15 protein-coding genes are annotated in these 18,265 nt (G+C 53.4%); 9 read left to right on the top strand and 6 right to left on the bottom strand.

Going from position 1 to position 18,265, the window contains the following annotated elements:
* Positions 1 to 22: 22 nt before the first annotated feature.
* The 4 genes from NST43_RS16935 to NST43_RS16920 all read left to right on the top strand — a co-directional run bounded on the left by NST43_RS16935 (position 23) and on the right by NST43_RS16920 (position 4,823).
* A complete protein-coding gene (locus NST43_RS16935; protein WP_339218247.1) occupies positions 23 to 1,693 on the top strand; it encodes an iron ABC transporter permease in 1,671 nt (556 codons plus the stop codon).
* Positions 1,690 to 3,066, top strand: a complete 1,377-nt coding sequence (locus NST43_RS16930) for an MBL fold metallo-hydrolase (protein ID WP_339218245.1) — start codon at positions 1,690 to 1,692, stop codon at positions 3,064 to 3,066. The genes NST43_RS16935 and NST43_RS16930 overlap by 4 nt, the downstream gene beginning before the upstream one ends.
* A 498-nt stretch (positions 3,067 to 3,564) precedes the next feature.
* The gene (locus tag NST43_RS16925) at positions 3,565 to 3,903 is read left to right on the top strand and encodes a transposase (RefSeq protein WP_209994905.1); all 339 of its coding nucleotides are present in this window, start codon (positions 3,565 to 3,567) and stop codon (positions 3,901 to 3,903) included.
* Between the two features lie 14 nt (positions 3,904 to 3,917).
* Complete coding sequence (locus NST43_RS16920; protein ID WP_209994904.1) at positions 3,918 to 4,823, top strand: IS3 family transposase; 906 nt, start codon at positions 3,918 to 3,920, stop codon at positions 4,821 to 4,823.
* A gap of 557 nt (positions 4,824 to 5,380) precedes the next feature.
* On the opposite strand, the gene NST43_RS16915 is transcribed toward NST43_RS16920, so the two are convergent.
* A complete protein-coding gene (locus tag NST43_RS16915) occupies positions 5,381 to 5,569 on the bottom strand; it encodes a hypothetical protein (protein ID WP_339218243.1) in 189 nt (62 codons plus the stop codon).
* A 151-nt stretch (positions 5,570 to 5,720) separates the two neighbouring features.
* Between NST43_RS16915 and htpG the strand changes: the two genes are divergently transcribed.
* On the top strand, positions 5,721 to 7,604 hold the full coding sequence (gene htpG / locus NST43_RS16910; protein ID WP_339218241.1) for a molecular chaperone HtpG: 1,884 nt from the start codon (positions 5,721 to 5,723) through the stop codon (positions 7,602 to 7,604).
* A gap of 106 nt (positions 7,605 to 7,710) precedes the next feature.
* Here htpG and NST43_RS16905 read toward each other — a convergent pair whose 3' ends face one another.
* Positions 7,711 to 8,580 carry a LysR family transcriptional regulator gene (locus NST43_RS16905; protein ID WP_339218239.1) on the bottom strand — a complete coding sequence of 290 codons (870 nt, stop codon included), beginning with the start codon at positions 8,578 to 8,580 and terminating at the stop codon, positions 7,711 to 7,713.
* 161 nt (positions 8,581 to 8,741) lie between these two features.
* Between NST43_RS16905 and NST43_RS16900 the strand changes: the two genes are divergently transcribed.
* A complete protein-coding gene (locus NST43_RS16900; RefSeq protein WP_339218237.1) occupies positions 8,742 to 10,481 on the top strand; it encodes an ABC transporter ATP-binding protein in 1,740 nt (579 codons plus the stop codon).
* On the top strand, positions 10,478 to 12,217 hold the full coding sequence (locus tag NST43_RS16895) for an ABC transporter ATP-binding protein (RefSeq protein WP_339218235.1): 1,740 nt from the start codon (positions 10,478 to 10,480) through the stop codon (positions 12,215 to 12,217). The genes NST43_RS16900 and NST43_RS16895 overlap by 4 nt, the downstream gene beginning before the upstream one ends.
* Before the next feature lie 430 nt (positions 12,218 to 12,647).
* On the opposite strand, the gene NST43_RS16890 is transcribed toward NST43_RS16895, so the two are convergent.
* On the bottom strand, positions 12,648 to 13,514 hold the full coding sequence (locus tag NST43_RS16890) for an AraC family transcriptional regulator (protein WP_339218234.1): 867 nt from the start codon (positions 13,512 to 13,514) through the stop codon (positions 12,648 to 12,650).
* A gap of 190 nt (positions 13,515 to 13,704) precedes the next feature.
* On the opposite strand from NST43_RS16890, the gene NST43_RS16885 reads away from it, so the two are divergent.
* A complete protein-coding gene (locus NST43_RS16885; RefSeq protein WP_339218232.1) occupies positions 13,705 to 15,783 on the top strand; it encodes a beta-galactosidase in 2,079 nt (692 codons plus the stop codon).
* Positions 15,784 to 15,888: 105 nt separating this feature from the next.
* On the opposite strand, the gene NST43_RS16880 is transcribed toward NST43_RS16885, so the two are convergent.
* The 3 genes from NST43_RS16880 to NST43_RS16870 are packed head-to-tail and all read right to left on the bottom strand — an operon-like array spanning position 15,889 to position 17,212.
* Positions 15,889 to 16,524, bottom strand: a complete 636-nt coding sequence (locus tag NST43_RS16880; protein WP_339218230.1) for an NUDIX domain-containing protein — start codon at positions 16,522 to 16,524, stop codon at positions 15,889 to 15,891.
* A 27-nt stretch (positions 16,525 to 16,551) separates the two neighbouring features.
* A complete protein-coding gene (locus tag NST43_RS16875) occupies positions 16,552 to 17,004 on the bottom strand; it encodes a hypothetical protein (protein WP_339218229.1) in 453 nt (150 codons plus the stop codon).
* Complete coding sequence (locus NST43_RS16870) at positions 16,991 to 17,212, bottom strand: helix-turn-helix transcriptional regulator (RefSeq protein ID WP_209989445.1); 222 nt, start codon at positions 17,210 to 17,212, stop codon at positions 16,991 to 16,993. Before NST43_RS16870 ends, NST43_RS16875 begins: the two co-directional genes overlap by 14 nt.
* A 167-nt stretch (positions 17,213 to 17,379) precedes the next feature.
* Here NST43_RS16870 and NST43_RS16865 point away from each other — a divergent pair, with 167 nt between their 5' ends.
* On the top strand, positions 17,380 to 18,153 hold the full coding sequence (locus tag NST43_RS16865) for an ABC transporter ATP-binding protein (RefSeq protein ID WP_339218227.1): 774 nt from the start codon (positions 17,380 to 17,382) through the stop codon (positions 18,151 to 18,153).
* The last annotated feature ends 112 nt before the right edge of the window (positions 18,154 to 18,265 follow it).

The following is an 18,265-nucleotide window of genomic DNA, read 5'->3' as shown; positions in this document are numbered from 1 at the left end:
GAAAGCAATGAGTCCAGTCTCCATGGACAGTAACCGGATACTTCGGAGAGCGGGCTTGCTGCTCTCCTTCTTTTTGCTGGCGGTCAGCATCGGCATTCCGCTTCTGCTCATCTTCTGGCAAAGCGTTACCCCGAATCAGCGGCTGGACTGGATGGCCCCGCTCCGTACGATCACCGGACAGAGTCTGTCCGGGGTGCTGCTGAATTCGGTATGGCTTGGAATATGTGTAGTGGCTGGAACCACGCTGCTTGCGATGCCGCTGGCCTGGATGATGGCGAAGACCCGCATGGGGCTGCACCGCTGGATTGACGTTATTCTGCTGATTCCATTCATGACCCCGCCGTATATCGGCTCCATGGGCTGGATTCTGTTCATGCAAAAAGGCGGCTATCTTCAGCAGTGGCTTCCGGGTGTAGGTGCGTTAAGTGATTCTTTCTTCAGCTTTTGGGGGATGGTCTTCATCATGAGCATGCATTTGTTCCCGTTCCTGTATCTGCTGCTTCGGGATGCGCTTATTCGTATAGGCGGCAATCTGGAAGAGGCGGGAGCGGTGCACGGCGCAAAGGCAGGCTACCGCTTCCGGCGGATCATCATGCCGCTGCTGCTGTCGGCTTATGGGATGGGGGTAATGCTCGTCTTCGTCAAGACGATTGCAGAGTTCGGAACACCGGCTACCTTCGGTCGCAAGATCGGCTATTATGTCATGACCTCGGAAATTCATAAATACATTTCCAGCTGGCCGATTGACTTCGGCAAGGCTACGTCGCTGGCATCCGTGCTGCTGTCGGTCTGTCTGGTCATCTGGTATATGCAGTCGGCGGTCAGCCGCCGGTTCACTTACCGTCTTGTGGGGGGCAAGGGACAGCGCTCCAAGACGTATTCCCTGCGCGGCGGCGCAGGCTGGCTCGCGGGCTTGTATCTGGCTGCCCTGCTGCTATTGTCCATAGGTATCCCCTATTTCTCGATTATCGCCGCCTCGCTGATGAAGCTGCGCGGTGCCGGGCTGTCGCTGGACAATCTGACGCTGGATCATTACAGGGAGCTGCTCTCCTGGGGATCGGTGAGCCTGAAGGCGATTGGGAACAGTCTGGGGCTGTCGCTGGCCGCAGCGTCGGTGGCTGTCGTGCTTGGAGCCGGCCTTGCCCTGGCCATCGGCAGGTCTGGGTCCCGGCTGCAGCGGATCATTGATCTGCTGAGTCTTTTGCCTAATACGGTTCCGGGCATTGTAATGGTGGTAGGGCTGATCCTGCTCTGGAATGCGCCTTGGATGCCCTTCACGCTCTACAACACCTACGGCATGGTAGTGCTTACCTATGTGGTGCTGTTTCTTCCTTATACGGTGCAGTATGTGAAGTCCAGCTTCTCGCAAATTAACGGGTTGCTGTTTCAAGCTGCCCAGGTCAGCGGAGCAGGCCCGTTCTATATCTTGCGGCGGATTCTGCTTCCGCTCATTATGCCCGGCATCCTGGCAGGCTGGATGATGACCTTCACCATATCTGTAAGGGAGCTGGTCGGATCGCTGCTGATTCTGCCGCCTTCGATGCAGACCTCGGCTACGTATATTTTTGCCCAGTTCGAACAGGGGCAGGTATCGCTTGGGATGGCAATGGCGGTGGTATCAGTCGGCTTGACGGTGCTGCTGCTGCTCGGTATTGAACTGCTGAATTCCAGAAGAAAGTGGACCGGATCATGACGAAGCTGACCATATGGGGCGGAGCTGGTGAACACGGGCGTTCCGCTTATCTCCTGAGTGGAGACGTCTACCGTCTGCTGCTTGATTGCGGCGTGAAAAAAGGCGGAGCCGGACAATATCCCCTCATCGAACCCGGGCAGGCCGCCCTGCTGGATGCGGTTCTGCTATCCCATGCCCATGAAGATCATTCGGTAGCGCTGCCGCTGCTGTATGCGCAGGGTTATACGGGTGAGGTATGGACAACGCGGGAAACAAGGGCGCAGCTGGATGCCTATTTCCGCTCATGGCGTTCGGGTATTATCCTTGAGGGCCATGAGCTGCCATACACTGAAGCAGATGAATATGCGATCCGTTACCGGTATCTGGAGGAGGAGGGCCGATGCATGTCCTGGTTCGGACTGATTCCCGGGGTACAGGTCATGTGGGGGCGAAGCGGGCATCTGGCGGGATCTGTATGGTTCCTGATTGCTGCGGAAGGGCGGTCGATCTTCTATTCCGGTGACTATACGGCGGAATCCCTGTTGCTTGCGGCTGATTCACCAACTGAGGCGATACAAGCAGCCGGAGGCATCCCGGATCTGGAGCAGAGGCTGAGGGCATGGTCTTGCGGCCAGCGTCTTGATCTGGCGGTTACCGATGCGGCCTACGGAATGGACGAGGATACCCAGTCCGATAAGCTGAGGCAGCTGGAGCAGGCCATCCGCAGGACTGCGGCACGCGGAGGCAAGGTATTGCTCCCGGTTCCGGCAGGCGGACGCGGCCAGGAGATGATGCTGTGGGCCGCCAAGCTTTTCGCGGATCTGCCAATGGTAGTGGAATCGAAGCTGATAGAGGGGATGAGGCGGCTGGCAGCTTCACCGTTCTGGCTCCGGAGTGCTGAGCGAACAGGAGGGTATTCCGCAGCGGATCACATAGCAGACTTTCTTGCCGCCCGCCGCTGGACGATGCCACAGAGCGAGGCGGAGCGGGAGGAGCTGCTGGCGCGCTCCGGCTCTTCCCTGTGTTTCGTACCGGATGGCATGATGCAATCGTCCTTGTCCCGCTGGTACTATGCGAGGTGGGCGTCCCAATCAACCTATTCCGTGCTGATCACCGGTCATGTAGCGGCCGGTACCTTCGGATACAAGCTGCTGCATGAACCGGAACAGCATGGAGTATGCGAAGTGCTTAAGCTGCGTTACAAGGTGCATCAGGGCCGGGAAGATGTGCAGCGTATGCTGAAGTCTCTTCCGGTCCGGCACGCCGTACTGGTTCATGCCGCGAAGCCGGAGACCGACAAGCTGCGTGAAGCCTTGATCCAGGGCGGGCAACTGACCGGGTGCACGCTGCATTCTATGGCGCCGGGAGAAACGCTGGATTTGGAAGGCCTATGAAATGATGGATGAAAAGAGGCTGTCTCATAAGCGGAAATTTTGCTTATAGAGGTGGCCCCTTTTTTGTTTTTTAGGAAATTATGAATTTCTTCTGATGTGAAGACGGAATGTATATGAAAAACCGAATACAATTTGTTGGGGGGCGGCGCGTGGACCAAATGTAGGCGAAAAGGCGAACACAATGGGCAGTGCGGAGGCGCGTGGGCCAAATGTAGGCGAAAAAGCGAACACATTGGGCAGGCACGAGGCGTGAGGTCCAAATGTATGCGCAAAACCGAACACAATGGGCAGTGCGGAGGTGCGGGGACCAAATGTATGCGGAAATTCGAACACAATCGGTGCTGCTGTGATGTGGATGGGCCTCATGCTCCGCAGCCTGTAACATTGTTAGAGAAATCCTGCAAGAAGTGCAGTAATACGGCCCAATCTCTTAAGCCCCCTAATCAAAGTGGAGACCTTGACATGTAAGAGGTACACTAAGAAGAGGGAGTGGAGCCGATGAGAAGCAACAAGTTGTACGACGAACAGCGGATCAAAGTAGCCCAAGAAGCGATCCATGGAACCAAGATTTCCTTCCTCGCCCGAAAGTACTCCGTCTCACCCAGCACGATTTCCAATTGGGTGAAGTTCTACAAGGAACGGTTTGGAGAAGAGGCTACCCCGTCCGTTCAGGAACGGATTGAAGATGCGGAGCGTGTCCAAGACCTGGAGACGAAGATGGAGACGGCCATTAAGCTACTGGGCGAAAAGGATTTGGAGATCGAACTGCTGCGTGAACTCCTAAAAAAAGCCAACCCCGCTTACAAGACAGACTCGAACTGGCCAACGAAACGATAAAGCGGGGGTATACGGTGACATTGGTGCTACGGATTATAGAGGTTCAACCCTCCACCTACTATGCCCATAAAAAACGTCTCTCGGGGCTTCTAGGCGGCCCTGCTGCAATAACGACGTCGGGCCGTCCGATCCCCTCCTATTCCCTCACCACTGGTGGTCTGCGGGTGAGTGACCTACAGATCGAGGAATGGCTGAGTGAGCTGGTGGAGGGAGAGGAGAACGGCTATGGCTACCGGAACCTCGCCTACGCCCTGTGGGTCCAGCAGGGCTTAATTCTCAACCACAAGAAGGCATATCGGCTGTGCAAGAAACTCGGGCTGCTTCAGAAAAAGCCGGTAAAGAACGTAAAATACCCTCGGCACCTGGCACGAAATCGAGTGGTCACCGGCCCCAACCAACTCTGGCAGATTGACATTAAATATGGATATGTTCATGGCTACGACCGCTTCTTTTTTATCTTTGATATGATTGATGTGTTTGACCGCTGCATTGTTGGCTACCACGTGGGAGCGAGTTGTACAGCCAAGCAAGTCTGTGCCACGTTAAGAGAGGCTCTAGACAGGCGTTTGCAGCCTGGAGACCCCTCTCCGGTCATCCGTTCGGATAACGGCCCGCAATTCTTAAGTGACGTCTTTGGCGAGTTGTGTGCGGAAACACAGCGTCCGCTGGAGCATGAACGAATTCCTCCAAAAACGCCGAATATGAACGCCTACATTGAGTCATTTCATAGCATTTTGGAGAGAGATTTGTATGCAAAAAGGTACTTTGAAACGTTTGAAGAAGCCTATGAAGCAGTCGCAGCCTATATTGAATTTTACAACGAGCGCCGTTTTCATGGCAGTTTGCAGCGTTTGAGCCCCAAGCAATACCAAGCCGCATGGAAAGCGGGCAAGCTAAAACCGATAGAAATAACGCTGTAAACGAGAAACTGCGAAAACACGAGTTTTTAGCAGAATGTCTCCACAATTAGGGGGCCGAACCGCAATAGAAACGACTGATGCTGAAATCCTGCATGAAATGCAACAAGGCCAGCTCTAACTTGCTCTAAGCACCGGAATTCCTGCAATTGATGCAACAATGTACAATAGCCAGTAACATTTTTAGAGAAATCCTGCAACAATGCTGCTTCATACAAGCGGTTGGTGAGAGAAAACGCTCTGAATTGGTGAGAGATGGGAGGAGCACCGCCAGAAAAGGAAGAAAGATTTTAGAACGTATGCGAAAATCGACTACGAGGTGTGTAAAAGGCAAATGGGCTGGAAGTATATCACCAGAAGGCGATGAGGCACCAGTATACTTCGCCCGTTAGGGGGATTTTGTCCGCTTCCCACTTAAACAGCGGAGCGGGCAGAATGATTGTGGACAAGCGGAGCGTTCGCCTTTGTGTCCGGATTTTCACCGCTAAGGGGGAATGAAAAAATCTGGACACAACAGCGATGGGAACAACGTTCTGTTTGCGGAGCGTCCACACAAGCGCCTATGTTGATCCTGCCCATTCATGGCAAATCTCTGCCCATGCCTTCCCTACAGCTTCAGCCGTATGCGGGATGGTTACGACTGCGTAGGCTCCGCCGGGAAGCTCGCCGTAAGGTACTGAGGCCTCGGCTGGAGGAGTGGTCAAATGAAGTACAATCCGAATGCTAACATGGACTAAAATAGAATTCATCTCTTTTTTTGTGGACTTCTTAGGCAGCAAGATATTGACATCAAAAACTAGAATATGTTATATAAAAGGGAGTGTTAGCACTCAAGTGAGTGGAGTGCTAAACGATGCTCCGCAATCCGAAGGTTACTATTGAAAGGAGATTCATTTATTCATGGCTAAAAAAGAGTTTAAAGCTGAATCCAAAAGACTGCTGGAAATGATGATTAACTCCATTTATACGCAGCGCGAGATTTTTCTGCGGGAACTGATCTCAAATGCAAGTGATGCCATTGATAAAATCTATTACAAGGCACTGGCCGATGATAATCTGGTGTTCAATAAAGAGGACTACTACATCAAAGTAACCGCCGACAAGGAGAGCCGCACGTTAACCATTGCCGATACCGGCATCGGGATGACGCAGGAAGAGCTGGAGAACAATCTGGGGATTATCGCGAACAGCGGCTCGTTTGCTTTTAAGAAGGATAATGAAGCCAAGGACGGACATAACATCATCGGTCAATTCGGGGTCGGATTCTATTCCGCATTCATGGTGGCTGACGATGTGACCGTAATCAGTAAGGCGCTGGGCAGCGAGCAGGCGTTCAAATGGGAATCCCAGGGTGCGGACGGCTACACAATTGAGCCTTGTGAGAAGGATACGGTCGGTACCGAAATTACGCTGAAGATCAAAGAGAACACTGAAGACGATAACTACGATGAATTCCTCGAAGAATTCCGTCTGAAATCGGTCATCAAGAAGTATTCGGACTTCATCCGCTTCCCGATCAAGATGGACATTACCGGCAGACAGCCCAAAGAGGGCGCCGAGAATGAATTCATCGATGTCACCGAAGAGCAGACGGTCAACAGCATGGTGCCGATCTGGCGCAAGAACAAAAAAGAGCTGACCGATGAAGACTACAACAACTTCTATGCAGAGAAGCGCTACGGGTTCGACAAGCCGCTGAAGCACATTCACATCAGTGCCGACGGCGCAGTGGTCTACAACGCGATTCTGTTCATTCCGGAGAATACTCCGTTCGACTACTACACCAAGGAATATGAAAAAGGCCTGGAGCTCTACTCCAACGGCGTGCTGATTATGAACAAATGCGCCGACCTGCTGCCGGATTACTTCAGCTTCGTCAAGGGGATGGTCGATTCCGAGGACCTGTCGCTCAATATCTCTCGTGAGATGCTGCAGCATGACCGTCAGCTCACGATGATTGCGAAGAACATCAAGAGCAAGATCAAGAGCCAGCTCCTGAGCCTGCTGAAGGATGAGCGCGAGCAGTATGAGACGTTCTATAAGTCTTTTGGCAGACAGCTGAAGTTCGGGGTCTATAACGACTATGGTATGGAAAAAGAAACGCTGCAGGATCTCCTCATGTTCCACTCCTCCAAGGAGAAGAAGCTGGTGACGCTGGCTGAATATGTAGAGAGAATGCCGGAAGACCAGAAGTATATCTACTACGCTTCCGGTGAATCGGTAGAGCGTATCGAGAAGCTGCCGCAGACCGAAATGGTGCTGGACAAGGGCTACGAGATTCTCTACTTCACCGATGACATCGATGAATTCGCAATCAAGATGATCATGGCGTACAAGGAGAAGGAGTTCAGAAATGTCTCCAGCGGCGATTTAGGCATTGAAGAGAGTGCCGAGGATAAGCCATCCGAAGAGGAAGAGAATGAGAACAAGGGATTGTTCGAAGCCATGCAGGGCATTCTGTCCGGCAAGGTGAAGGCGGTCAAAGCCTCCAAGCGGCTGAAATCCCATCCGGTCTGCCTGTCCACCGAAGGTGAGCTGACGATCGAGATGGAGAAAATCCTCAAGGCCATGCCTAACGGCGGCCAGGATGTGCAAGCGGACAAGGTGCTGGAAATCAACATTCACCATGATGTCTTCAAATCGCTGAAGGCTGCGGCCGAAGGCGACAAGGAGAAGCTGGGCCTGTACACTAACCTCTTGTACAACCAGGCGCTCCTGATCGAAGGCTTGCAGGTTAATGATCCGGTGCAGTTCACGAACGATATTTGCAAAATCATGGTTTAACACCGGCGCTGCCGCCGGCCTGTTGACCCTTACTTATTAAGAGACCCTGCGACTGGCTGCTTAGGCCGGCGCGGGGTCTTTTATGTTTTGTGGGGCCTGAGCGTGTTCAGAGTGACTTGAAGGTCTCGATGAACTTGGTCGCCATAGAGGACAAATACTTATCCTTCATCCATACGGCTGCCACACGGGTGCGCAGGTTCTCGCAAAGGATTTCTTTGTAGATCAGGTTGCTGTGATTGGCCAGCTCGAACGCCGACTTGGGCACGATGCCGATCCCGAGTCCCGCATTGGCCCAGAGTAGCGTTGTCCTGGCATCATCGTTCATACAGAAGATCTGTGGCCCAAAGCCGTGCTCCAGGCAGGTCTCGCGGATGAGCTGCTCGAAGCGGCGGTAGATAATCAGCGGTTTGTCCTGCAGCTCGCCCAGCTGGGCAGCACTCTGGCTCGTGGCCCAGTCATAATCAGCGGTCATTACCGCAATCATCGGCTCCGAATGAAAATACAGGCATTCCAGATTGCTGGTGTTGAACGGGGTGCGGACAATGCCCACTTCAACAATGCCTTTGTTCAGCAGGTCGATAATCATGAACGTATTGCCTTCGTGAATTTCAAAGGTTACGCCTGAATAGCTTTTATGGAAAGCTGTGAGCGGCTCATGCAGCAATGTAGCGCCTGAAGAGGAGACCGTTCCAATGGTAAGGCTGCCCTTCAGCCCTTTGGCATAATCGCTGATCTCCCGGGCGGTGGAGTCCGTTAACTCCAGGATCTGCTGGGCCCGGTTACGCAGAATCATTCCGGCATCCGTCAGCTGGATACTGCGCGGTCCACGCTCCACCAGCTTGACTCCAAGCTCCTCTTCAAGCAGCTTGAGCTGCTGGCTGAGCGGCGGTTGGGCCATTTGCAGCTTCCGGGCTGCGGATGTAATTTGTCCTTCCTCGGCAATGGCCAGGAAATATTTTAATTGGCGGATATCCATAGTACAGCCTCCATTTGTAAGGGATATGACATACGTTATACATATGGGATAGATACGAAACCAATATTATGAATATGTAAGCAGGTATGACATAATCATAACGGGTCTTTTGTTTTTTTCAAGAGGGATTACTTACTACGCTAAGTTAGGTGAGGATGAATGTGCACAAAATTGCAGTTTTCTTAAAACCGTACAAAAAAGAAGTGACGATCGGGCCGATTTTTAAGCTGCTGGAGGCGATTCTCGAGCTGCTGCTGCCGACCATTGTAGCCCTGATCATCAACAACGGAATTGCCAAGCAGGATAGCAGCTACGTCTACCGGATGGGGTCACTGATGGTGGTGATGGCTATTCTGGGCTTCGGCTGCTCCCTGGTATGTCAATATTATGCGGCGCGGGCTTCTCAGGGGTTCGGGACCTCGCTGCGCAATAAAATGTTCAAGCATATCTCTTCGTTGTCGTATGCGGAGCTGGATGTTATCGGCACACCTTCGCTGATCAACCGGATCACCAACGATGTTAACCAGCTGCAGGTGGCAGTAGCCATGCTGATCCGGCTCGTAATCCGAGCGCCGTTCATTTGTATCGGTGCCATTATTATGGCGATGTTCCTGGATTTCCGGCTGTCGCTGATCCTGATTGCTGCCACTCCGGTATTTGGAGTCATTCTGTACTTCATCATTACACGCAGCTCTCCGATGTACCGCAAATATCAAGCGAAGCTGGACCGGCTGGCGCTTGTGCTCAGCGAGAATCTCTCGGGTATCCGGGTGATCCGGGCCTTCGCCGAGAGGCGCCGCGAGAAGCAGCGCTTCAATGAAGCCTCTGAGGATCTGACGCAGACGGCCATCCGTGTCGGACGGATCTCTGCCTGGCTGGGACCGATGACGACACTGGTAGTGAACGCGGCGATTATTGCCATTCTATGGGTGGGCGGCATTCATATTGAAGCCGGGAGTCTGTCGCAGGGTGAGATTATTGCATTCATTAACTATGTAACCCAGATCCTGCTGGCCCTGATCGTAGTCTCCAATCTGGTCATTCTGTTCACCAAAGCCTCGTCGTCTGCGAACCGTATCAATGAGGTGCTGGCTATGACGGCATCAGTTGCCGAAGTGCCTGCCCATACACCTGCTGCGAAGCGGGATGATACGGCTCCGGTTATTTCCTTCCGCAATGTCTCTTTCGGCTATAACACCACCGGTGAGCAGGCCCTGGAAAATATCTCTGTAGATATCCTCAAGGGGCAGACGGTTGGATTAATTGGCAGTACCGGTTCAGGCAAGACCACCTTCGTGAATCTGATTCCGCGCTTTTATGACGCTGTGGAAGGGGAAGTTAGAGTCGAGGGTGTGGATGTAAGGGACTACCGGCTGGAGCAGCTACGCAGCAGAATCGGCATTGTGCCGCAGAAGGCGGTGCTGTTCACCGGGACGATTGCCGAGAATATCCGCTGGGGGAAGGCGTCTGCTACCCGGGACGAGATCATGGCCGCTGCGGCGGTTGCCCAGGCTGAGGAGTTCATCACCCGGCTGCCGGAAGGGCTGGATACACTGGTGGTACGCGGCGGGCATAACCTGTCTGGTGGCCAAAAGCAGCGGCTGACCATTGCCCGCGCCGTAGTTGGACGCCCACCGATCCTCATCCTGGACGATTCCTCCAGTGCGCTGGACTTTGCCACGGATGCGGCACTGCGCCGCGCACTAAGCAAGAACAGTACAGATATGACCGTACTGCTTGTATCCCAGCGGGTGAGCACAGTAAGGCAGGCTGATCAGATTATCGTCTTCGATGAAGGCCGGATCGCCGGAATCGGTACGCATGAGGAACTGCTGGAGAGCTGCGCAGTCTATCAGGAAATCTGCATGTCACAGCTCTCAAGCGAGGAGGCTTTACAATGACCAGTACAATGACCTGGAAACGTCTGTTTCAATATACCCGTGAGTACCGGAAAATAACGTATGCCGCTATCTTCTGCGCCATCCTGAGCGTGGTTGCCAGCCTGATCGGGCCGCTCCTGATTGGCCGTGCCATTGACCATATGATCGGACCGGATCGGGTGGAGTTCCCGGAAATTCTGCGCCTGCTGCTGATCCTGGGCAGTGTGTATCTGGTCGGCAGCTTCTTCGGCTGGCTGCTCACTTATTATACGAATAAGCTGGCGTTCCGCACGGTCTATGACCTGCGCCGCGAGCTGTTTGACAAGCTGGACGCCCTGCCGCTGAAGTTCCATGATAACCATCCCCAGGGCGACAGCATCAGCCGGTTCGTGAACGACATGGATGCCGTCTCTGACGGGCTGCTACAGGGCTTCTCCACGCTGCTGACCGGGATTGTCACCATTGCCGGGGCCATCGGACTTATGCTCTATATCAGCCCTGTAATGACGCTGGTAGTGCTGCTGTCTGCTCCGGCGACCTTCTTCGTCGCCCGCTTCATTACCATGCGCTCCCAACAGCTATTTCGTGAGCAGGCCAAGATTCTCGGGGGGCTGAACGGCTATGTCGAGGAAATTGTCGGCGGGCAAAAGGTAGTGCAGGCTTATCATTACGAGGACCGCTCCTTTGCAGGTTTTGCGGAGCGGAATAATGAGCTCTACCAGACAGGGACGAAATCGCAGTTCTATGGCTCGCTCTCGAACCCGACCACGCGGCTGGTCAATAATATCACCTTCTCGCTGATTGCGATGATCGGGAGTGTGCTGGTCATCGGAGGACATTTCTCCGTTGGGGATCTGTCCAGCTTCCTGATCTACTCCAGTCTGTTCGCGAAGCCGTTCAATGAGATTACTGGCGTTATTACACAGCTGCAGTCCGCCACAGCTTCGGCGCAGCGGATCTTCACCATTCTGGATCTCCCGCAGGAGGCCCCGGATCAGCCGGATGCCTATGTGATGGAGAACAGCCGGGGAACGATCACCTTCGACAAGGTAAGCTTCGCCTATACACCGGAGCGTCCGCTGATCAAGGACTTCAGCCTGGAGGTGAAGCCGGGCACACGCGTGGCGATCGTCGGACAGACCGGGGCAGGTAAGACCACGCTGGTCAATCTTCTGATGCGCTTCTATGAGGTAGACAGCGGAACGATTCGGATTGACGGAGTAGATATTACCTCCATCACCCGTGACAGTCTGCGTCGCAATTTCGGCATGGTGCTTCAGGAGACCTGGCTGTACGGGGCTTCCATCCGCGACAATATTGCTTACGGCAAGCCGGAGGCCTCCAAAGCGGAGGTGATTGCAGCAGCCAAGGCCGCGAATGCGCACAGCTTCATCAAGCGCCTGCCTGAAGGCTATGACACCAAGATCAGCACCTCGGGTGATAATCTCTCCCAAGGTCAGAAGCAGCTTCTCACCATTGCCCGCGTCATGCTGGTTGATCCGCCGATGCTCATTCTGGATGAGGCGACCAGCAGCATTGATACACTGACGGAGGCGCGGATACAGAAGGCTTTCCTGGCGATGATCACCGGGCGGACCAGCTTCGTCATTGCCCACCGGCTGTCCACGATCCGCGAGGCGGACCTCATCCTGTTCATGAAGGATGGAGATATTGTGGAGAGCGGAACGCATGACGGGCTGCTGGAGAGCGGAGGCTACTACGCCCGCTTGTACAACAGCCAGTTTACGGCGGTATAAGCAGGGGGAATGCAGAATAACATCTGCGGTCAGGACTTCTTGGGAAGTCTGCCGCAGATGTTTTTTTTGCGTTATACAAGCAGTGCTTAGAGTTTTGCATAAGAATTAGCGGTGACTTTGTGGGAATCCTGCCTATATTGCAACATTCTCCTCACTCATTCGAACCAAATAGAAAATGTTGCACCAAAAGCAGAATATCCCGGCCTTAAGGCGGCTGAGCAGTACAATTCCTGCATTTCGGGCAACAATCCTCTTGAACACCCTGATATTCAGGGGTCAAAGTTGCAATTAGAACAACAATATTGAACGGACAGGGGAGCCGTCGCGAAATGCGTGCGAAGCCTCCTGCTAGTTTGGTTAGGCAGCGGGAAAGGATAGCGGCACAGGGGGGATATAAACGGCTTGCAGAGCTATGATCGCTTCCGGACTGTCATTCTGTGCTCCTGTGCAGCCGGCTGCGCATCACCCCGGGAGTTACTCCATGGGCCTTGCGGAAGACGCGGATGAAGTAATTGGTCTCCATGCCGAGGTTGAGGGCAATGTCCTGCACAGGCCGCTCCGGGTCCTCGGTCAGCATCTGCATGGCGCGCTGCAGCCGCAGGTTCTGGAGATACTTATGCGGAGTGACGCCGTATTCCTGCAGGAACAGACGCTGGAAATGCTGGACGGAATAACCGACAGCCGCCGCCAGATTGGTGATCAGCAGCGGCTCGGTGAAATGCTCGTTGATCAGGCTGACTGCTTTGTTCAGCGCCTCGTTGCGGACGTTTTCGTTCTCCAGCCGGGTCGCTGCACCTGTGGAAACTTCACTTCTGCGCAGCATCAGCAGCAGCCGGTACAGCGTCACCGACAAGTCCTGCATCGACTGTTCCTCCTGACGCGCCGAGCTGTTCCCATTCACCGTGTGCCAGATCCCGCCGAGCATCTCCCAGCACTCCTCAAACCGTTCGAGGCGGAACGGGGCCGAAGGCAGCAGGCCGAGACCCTCCAGAACAGAGGCGGACTGGCTGCCGTGGAACCCGATGAAGCCGACATGCCACGGCTCGTGGGATAACGGATAATATTCATGCCCGCGGTCAGGCGGAAATGCATAGGCCATTCCCGGCTGCAGCACCGTTTCGGTGCCGTTCTCCAGGTCACGGAACCGCCCGCTGCCGCTGCGGATCAGAAAAATCTGATGCACCGGGAATCCGGCAGGACGCACATGGTGATACTGGATATGACGGCCGACAGAGTACGGATAGAGAGGGAAAGCATTCAGGTCACGCGGCATTTCAATCAGAGAGAAGGGGAGCATGCGAACACCTCATATTCATTTTGTGCTATGCAAACGCTATTATTATCCTACCATTGATCACAGATTATCCTTTATTATAAATAGTATCAATCGTTACAAGCAAGAGGGACAGAGCTACAGAAGAAATTGTATCAGTGAAAAGTCCCATCCTGACATCTACCATCACACCTAAACGAGAGGATGAAATAATATGAGCAGCAAAGTTCCTGCAATCAGCAGCAAGGCTCCTGTAATGCTTCACGGCGCCGACTATAGTCCCGAGCAATGGCTGAAATATCCGGGGGTGCTGGAAGAAGATATCCGTATGATGAAGCTGGCAGGCTGTAATGTCATGTCTGTCGGGATTTTCTCCTGGGTCTCCCTGGAACGCGAAGAAGGGGTATTTAACTTTGAGTGGATGGATCAGCTCCTGGACCGTTTTGCCGAGAATGGAATTTACGCCTTCCTGGCTACTCCGAGCGGTGCGCGTCCGGCATGGATGTCCGAGAAGTATCCTGAAGTGCTGCGGGTGGAACGGAACCGGGTGCGCAACCTGCACGGCGTCCGTCATAATCACTGCTTCACTTCACCGGTCTACCGTGAAAAAACAGCGCTGATCAACTCCAAGCTGGCTGAGCGTTATGCGCATCATCCGGCAGTGATCGGCTGGCATATCTCTAATGAATTCGGCGGCGAATGTCATTGTAATTACTGTCAGGATGCCTTCAGAGACTGGCTCAAGGCGAAGTACAATAACGATCTGGATGAGGTGAACCACGCTTGGTGGGCTACCTTCTGGAGCCATACGTACACTTCGTGGGAACAGATCGAGTCCCCTGCTCCGCATGGTGAGACACAGGTTCACGGGCTTAACCTGGACTGGCGCCGGTTCGTAAGCGATCAGACGATCAACTTCTGCCAGCATGAGATTGACGCTGTGCGCGGGTTCAATCCTGATCTGCCGGTGACCACCAACATGCATATGATTGACGGCGTAGATTACCGTAACATGGCTAAGATTCTTGATGTGGTATCGTGGGATGCTTACCCGGACTGGGGATATACCGAGGACGATGATGACGCCCGCTTGGCCGCTTGGACAGCGATGCACCATGATATGTACCGCAGCTTCAAAAAGAAGCCGTTCCTGCTCATGGAAAGCACGCCTTCCCTCACGAACTGGCAGATTGTCAGCAAGCTGAAGCGTCCGGGAATGCACAAGCTGTCCTCCCTCCAGGCAGTTGCGCATGGTTCTGATTCCGTACAGTATTTCCAGTGGCGTAAAAGCCGCGGCTCCAGCGAGAAATTCCACGGTGCCGTGATTGACCATAGCGGACACACGGAGACCCGTGTCTTCAAGGATGTAGCTGAGGTGGGCCGTACTCTTGCGGGACTGGAGGATGTTGTAGGTACAACAACTCCTGCTGAGACAGCCATTTTGTTCGACTGGGATAACCGCTGGGCGGTGAAGGATGCCCAAGGTATCCGCAATTCCGGCCTGAAATATGAAGAGACTGTGCTTCAGCATTACCGGGGACTGTGGGAGCTGGGAATTCCGGTGGATGTCGTAGGCTCAGGCGATGACCTGTCCGGCTACAAGCTGGTGATTGCTCCTATGCTGTACCTGATCAGCGAAGAGAACGGGAAGCGGATTGAGAAGTATGTAGAGCAGGGTGGAACCTTCCTGGCCACTTATTGGTCGGGAGTGGTCGGCGAGACCGATCTGTGTCACCTGGGCGGCTTCCCTGGACCGCTGCGCAGAACGCTGGGCATTTGGGCCGAAGAGACAGAAGGGCTGCACAGCCGCGACCTGAACGGTCTGGTGCTGGACCCTGGCAACAGCTTGAAGCTGAGCGGGGAATACGATGCGCATGAGATCGCCGAGCTGATTCATCTGGAAGGCGCCGAGGCGTTGGGCCATTACCGCAGCGACTTCTACGCCGGACGTCCTGCACTCACTGTGAACAAGCTGGGAGCAGGTAAGGCATATCATCTGGCAACACGTGTGAAGGACGCGCAGTTCTATGTGGATCTGTACGCCGCAATTACCGGAAAAGAGCGGATCAGCCGCACCCTGAACAGTGAGCTTCCGACCGGAGTAACCGCCCAGCTGCGTTCCGATGGTGAGCACGAGTATGTATTCGTGCAGAATTTCAGCGGCTCCGAGCAAGTAGTGACGCTGGACGGACAAGCCTACACCGATGTAGAATCCGGCGCAGCCGCTCCGGCTGAGCTGAAGCTGGCAGTGAACGGACTGGCAATTCTGAAGCGTGCAGCAGTTAAAGCATAAGTGAAGCAGCTAAATCGCGTAATATAGTTAGATGTATCAGCAAAGTTACATGGAGTTACAGAAGAAGGCAGAACCCATCGACGGGTTCTGCCTTTTGAGTATGCTTTAGGTTGTGGATGGACCGTACAACCGCTCAATCCCCTCAATCACCCGCCTGAAATATTCACGCTCATGCGGGACAAAGTGCGTGAAGTCCACCAGCTCGTCGATGTCCGTTCGTTCACCGTTCCCGTTGATCTGGAAGCCCTGCACATGAAGGCTGCTGTCTGCTCCCGAGATGAAGCTGCGGAAGTCAGCGAAGCGGGCCTCAACGATTCCTGCCACTTCTTCCAGCTGCGGAGTGAATGCACTCAGCGCATAGCGGTTCTCGTAGACAAATACATGTGCCCGTTCACGGTCCATGAATCCGGCGGAGTCCATCTGGTAGGGGATGACCCCCAGCGGCTGCAACTCGTCAAAAGCTATCGCAAGCCCCAGCTCCTCCTGGACCTCGCGGATACCGTCCAAGGCCGTCTCCTCTGCCAGCAGATGTCCGGCAGCGGTGATGTCGAGCAGCCCGGCATAATCTCGTTTCTCCTGACTGCGTAGCTGGAGGCAGATCCTCAGCCCGCCTTCGTCCTTACGGACAAACCAGCAGTGGAAGGTCTCATGCCAAAGGCCTTGGCGGTGAACCTCGTCCCGGGGAGCCGTCCCCGTCCGGTTCCCTTGTTCATCAAACGTAGCTAATAATTCCTCGTTCATGCAATTTGCCTCCATTGCCCCAGTAAGTTAAATTTTCCGGGAGTAGTATGCCGATAACAGAAAGTACAAGCACAGAAGTGTAATCAAAGTCACAGCAATCGTTAAGAACACGGTTTGGTTAATCAAAGAGGCGACGACAGCAGAGAGAGCCAATAAAAGAAGGAAAAGACGTATAGCAGCCCGGCCAGTTTTTAAGGCGATCATCCGGTTCCGTTCATCTTGTGCTGCAATATGTAACGCTTCTAATGTTTCAGGGTCCTTGAGCGCCTTGCGGAGCCGGGCAATACGGAGAGCGGCAGTAATCCACGAACCGAACAATAAACCGGCGAGAATCCCTATATCCCAGCTGTCCAGCGTGTCAAGCCTGCCCCATACGAACGCTTTGAGTATAAACGCCACAATAACGGTTATCCCCATACCTGCCGCGTAGAATGAATTGATAACGATCTGCCGCCGCAGCTCCTTTTCAAAAGACTTCATAGTCGATATCCTCCACATCTGAAAAATCAAAAATGTCCTCGATCGGCAAACCGAAAAATTTTGAAATTTTATAGGCAAGCGGGAGGGAGGCGATATATTTTTCGTTCTCAATTGAAGTGATGGTGTGGCGTGTGACGCGTAAGGCCTTAGCCAACTCCTCTTGGGAAATCCGCCGCTCTTTTCGCAGCTCGCGTATTCTTGTTTGCACTAACTTGCCACCTCCCCCGAAATAATACTGTTCACCTCAGCTCTATTATTATGTTGCACGGATAAGAGCTTAGTCAAGTTCACTACACCATTTTTGTATAGTTGACTACACCAATTATGTGCAGTAAGCTATACATATCGATAATTTAAAAGGTGAGGCGGAGGAGTATGAGAAACATACAATTCGAAGGTGTCAGAAAGTCCTTTGGCGGTGTGGCTGCCGTAAACGGCCTTGATCTGAGTATTGCGGAGGGCGAGATCTATGCACTGCTTGGGCATAATGGAGCGGGAAAGACGACAACGCTTCGCTTGCTGCTTGGTCTGCTGGAGCCGGACGAAGGGGATATCCTTGTTTTTGGGAGCAATCCTATACGGGACGGGAATACCGTGCGGGGAATGTGCGGCGTTTTATCCGAAGATGTTGGGCTGTATGAGTCTTTGAACGTCTGGGATAACCTGATGTATTACGCTGATATTTATGGTATGAGCCGTGTCGAATCGAGTAGCCGTATTGACGGGCTGCTGCGGACATTTGAACTGCATGACAAGAAACGAACGATTGTTAAGGGCTTGTCTACCGGCATGAGAAAAAAGGTTGCCCTGATCCGGGCCATGCTGCATAGACCGCACCTTCTGATCCTGGATGAGCCTACGAATGGGCTTGATCCTGTCAGCACAACCGATCTAAGGAAGATGTTATCGCGGCTGGCGAAGGAGGAGGGAACCACCATCCTTATGACCACGCATCATCTGGAAGAGGTCCAGAAGCTATGCGATAGAATCACGATTCTGCGGCACGGGCGAAATATTTTTACCGATTCCATCTCACTGCTCCAAGACAGCAAACATTACCTGGAGAACGGGCAATTCAGTCTTGAAAAGCTGTATATGGATATGGATATGGATATGGATATGGATATGGAGCAGGGGGGAGGACGATGAATAGATCCTATCCCGTTGTTCGAATGAAGTGCGCTGAGTTTACAAGTGACAAAGGGATGCTCTTCTTTTATGGCCTGTCCATCGGCATTACCGGTATAATCGTTCCAATATT

Source organism: Paenibacillus sp. FSL H8-0332 (genome assembly GCF_037963835.1).
GTDB lineage: Bacteria > Bacillota > Bacilli > Paenibacillales > Paenibacillaceae > Paenibacillus_AQ > Paenibacillus_AQ rhizoplanae.
Note: the sequence above shows the minus strand (reverse complement) of the source record. Positions and strands in the feature narration are given on the sequence as shown.

Excerpts from the sequence above, each read along its gene's own strand:
- NST43_RS16935 (WP_339218247.1), top strand. The coding sequence starts at position 23 with ATGGACAGTAACCGGATACTTCGGAGAGCGGGCTTGCTGCTCTCCTTC.
- NST43_RS16930 (WP_339218245.1), top strand. The coding sequence starts at position 1,690 with ATGACGAAGCTGACCATATGGGGCGGAGCTGGTGAACACGGGCGTTCC.
- NST43_RS16925 (WP_209994905.1), top strand. The coding sequence starts at position 3,565 with ATGAGAAGCAACAAGTTGTACGACGAACAGCGGATCAAAGTAGCCCAA.
- NST43_RS16915 (WP_339218243.1), bottom strand. The coding sequence starts at position 5,569 with ATGAATTCTATTTTAGTCCATGTTAGCATTCGGATTGTACTTCATTTG.
- htpG (WP_339218241.1), top strand. The coding sequence starts at position 5,721 with ATGGCTAAAAAAGAGTTTAAAGCTGAATCCAAAAGACTGCTGGAAATG.
- NST43_RS16905 (WP_339218239.1), bottom strand. The coding sequence starts at position 8,580 with ATGGATATCCGCCAATTAAAATATTTCCTGGCCATTGCCGAGGAAGGA.
- NST43_RS16895 (WP_339218235.1), top strand. The coding sequence starts at position 10,478 with ATGACCAGTACAATGACCTGGAAACGTCTGTTTCAATATACCCGTGAG.
- NST43_RS16890 (WP_339218234.1), bottom strand. The coding sequence starts at position 13,514 with ATGCTCCCCTTCTCTCTGATTGAAATGCCGCGTGACCTGAATGCTTTC.
- NST43_RS16885 (WP_339218232.1), top strand. The coding sequence starts at position 13,705 with ATGAGCAGCAAAGTTCCTGCAATCAGCAGCAAGGCTCCTGTAATGCTT.
- NST43_RS16880 (WP_339218230.1), bottom strand. The coding sequence starts at position 16,524 with ATGAACGAGGAATTATTAGCTACGTTTGATGAACAAGGGAACCGGACG.
- NST43_RS16875 (WP_339218229.1), bottom strand. The coding sequence starts at position 17,004 with ATGAAGTCTTTTGAAAAGGAGCTGCGGCGGCAGATCGTTATCAATTCA.
- NST43_RS16865 (WP_339218227.1), top strand. The coding sequence starts at position 17,380 with ATGAGAAACATACAATTCGAAGGTGTCAGAAAGTCCTTTGGCGGTGTG.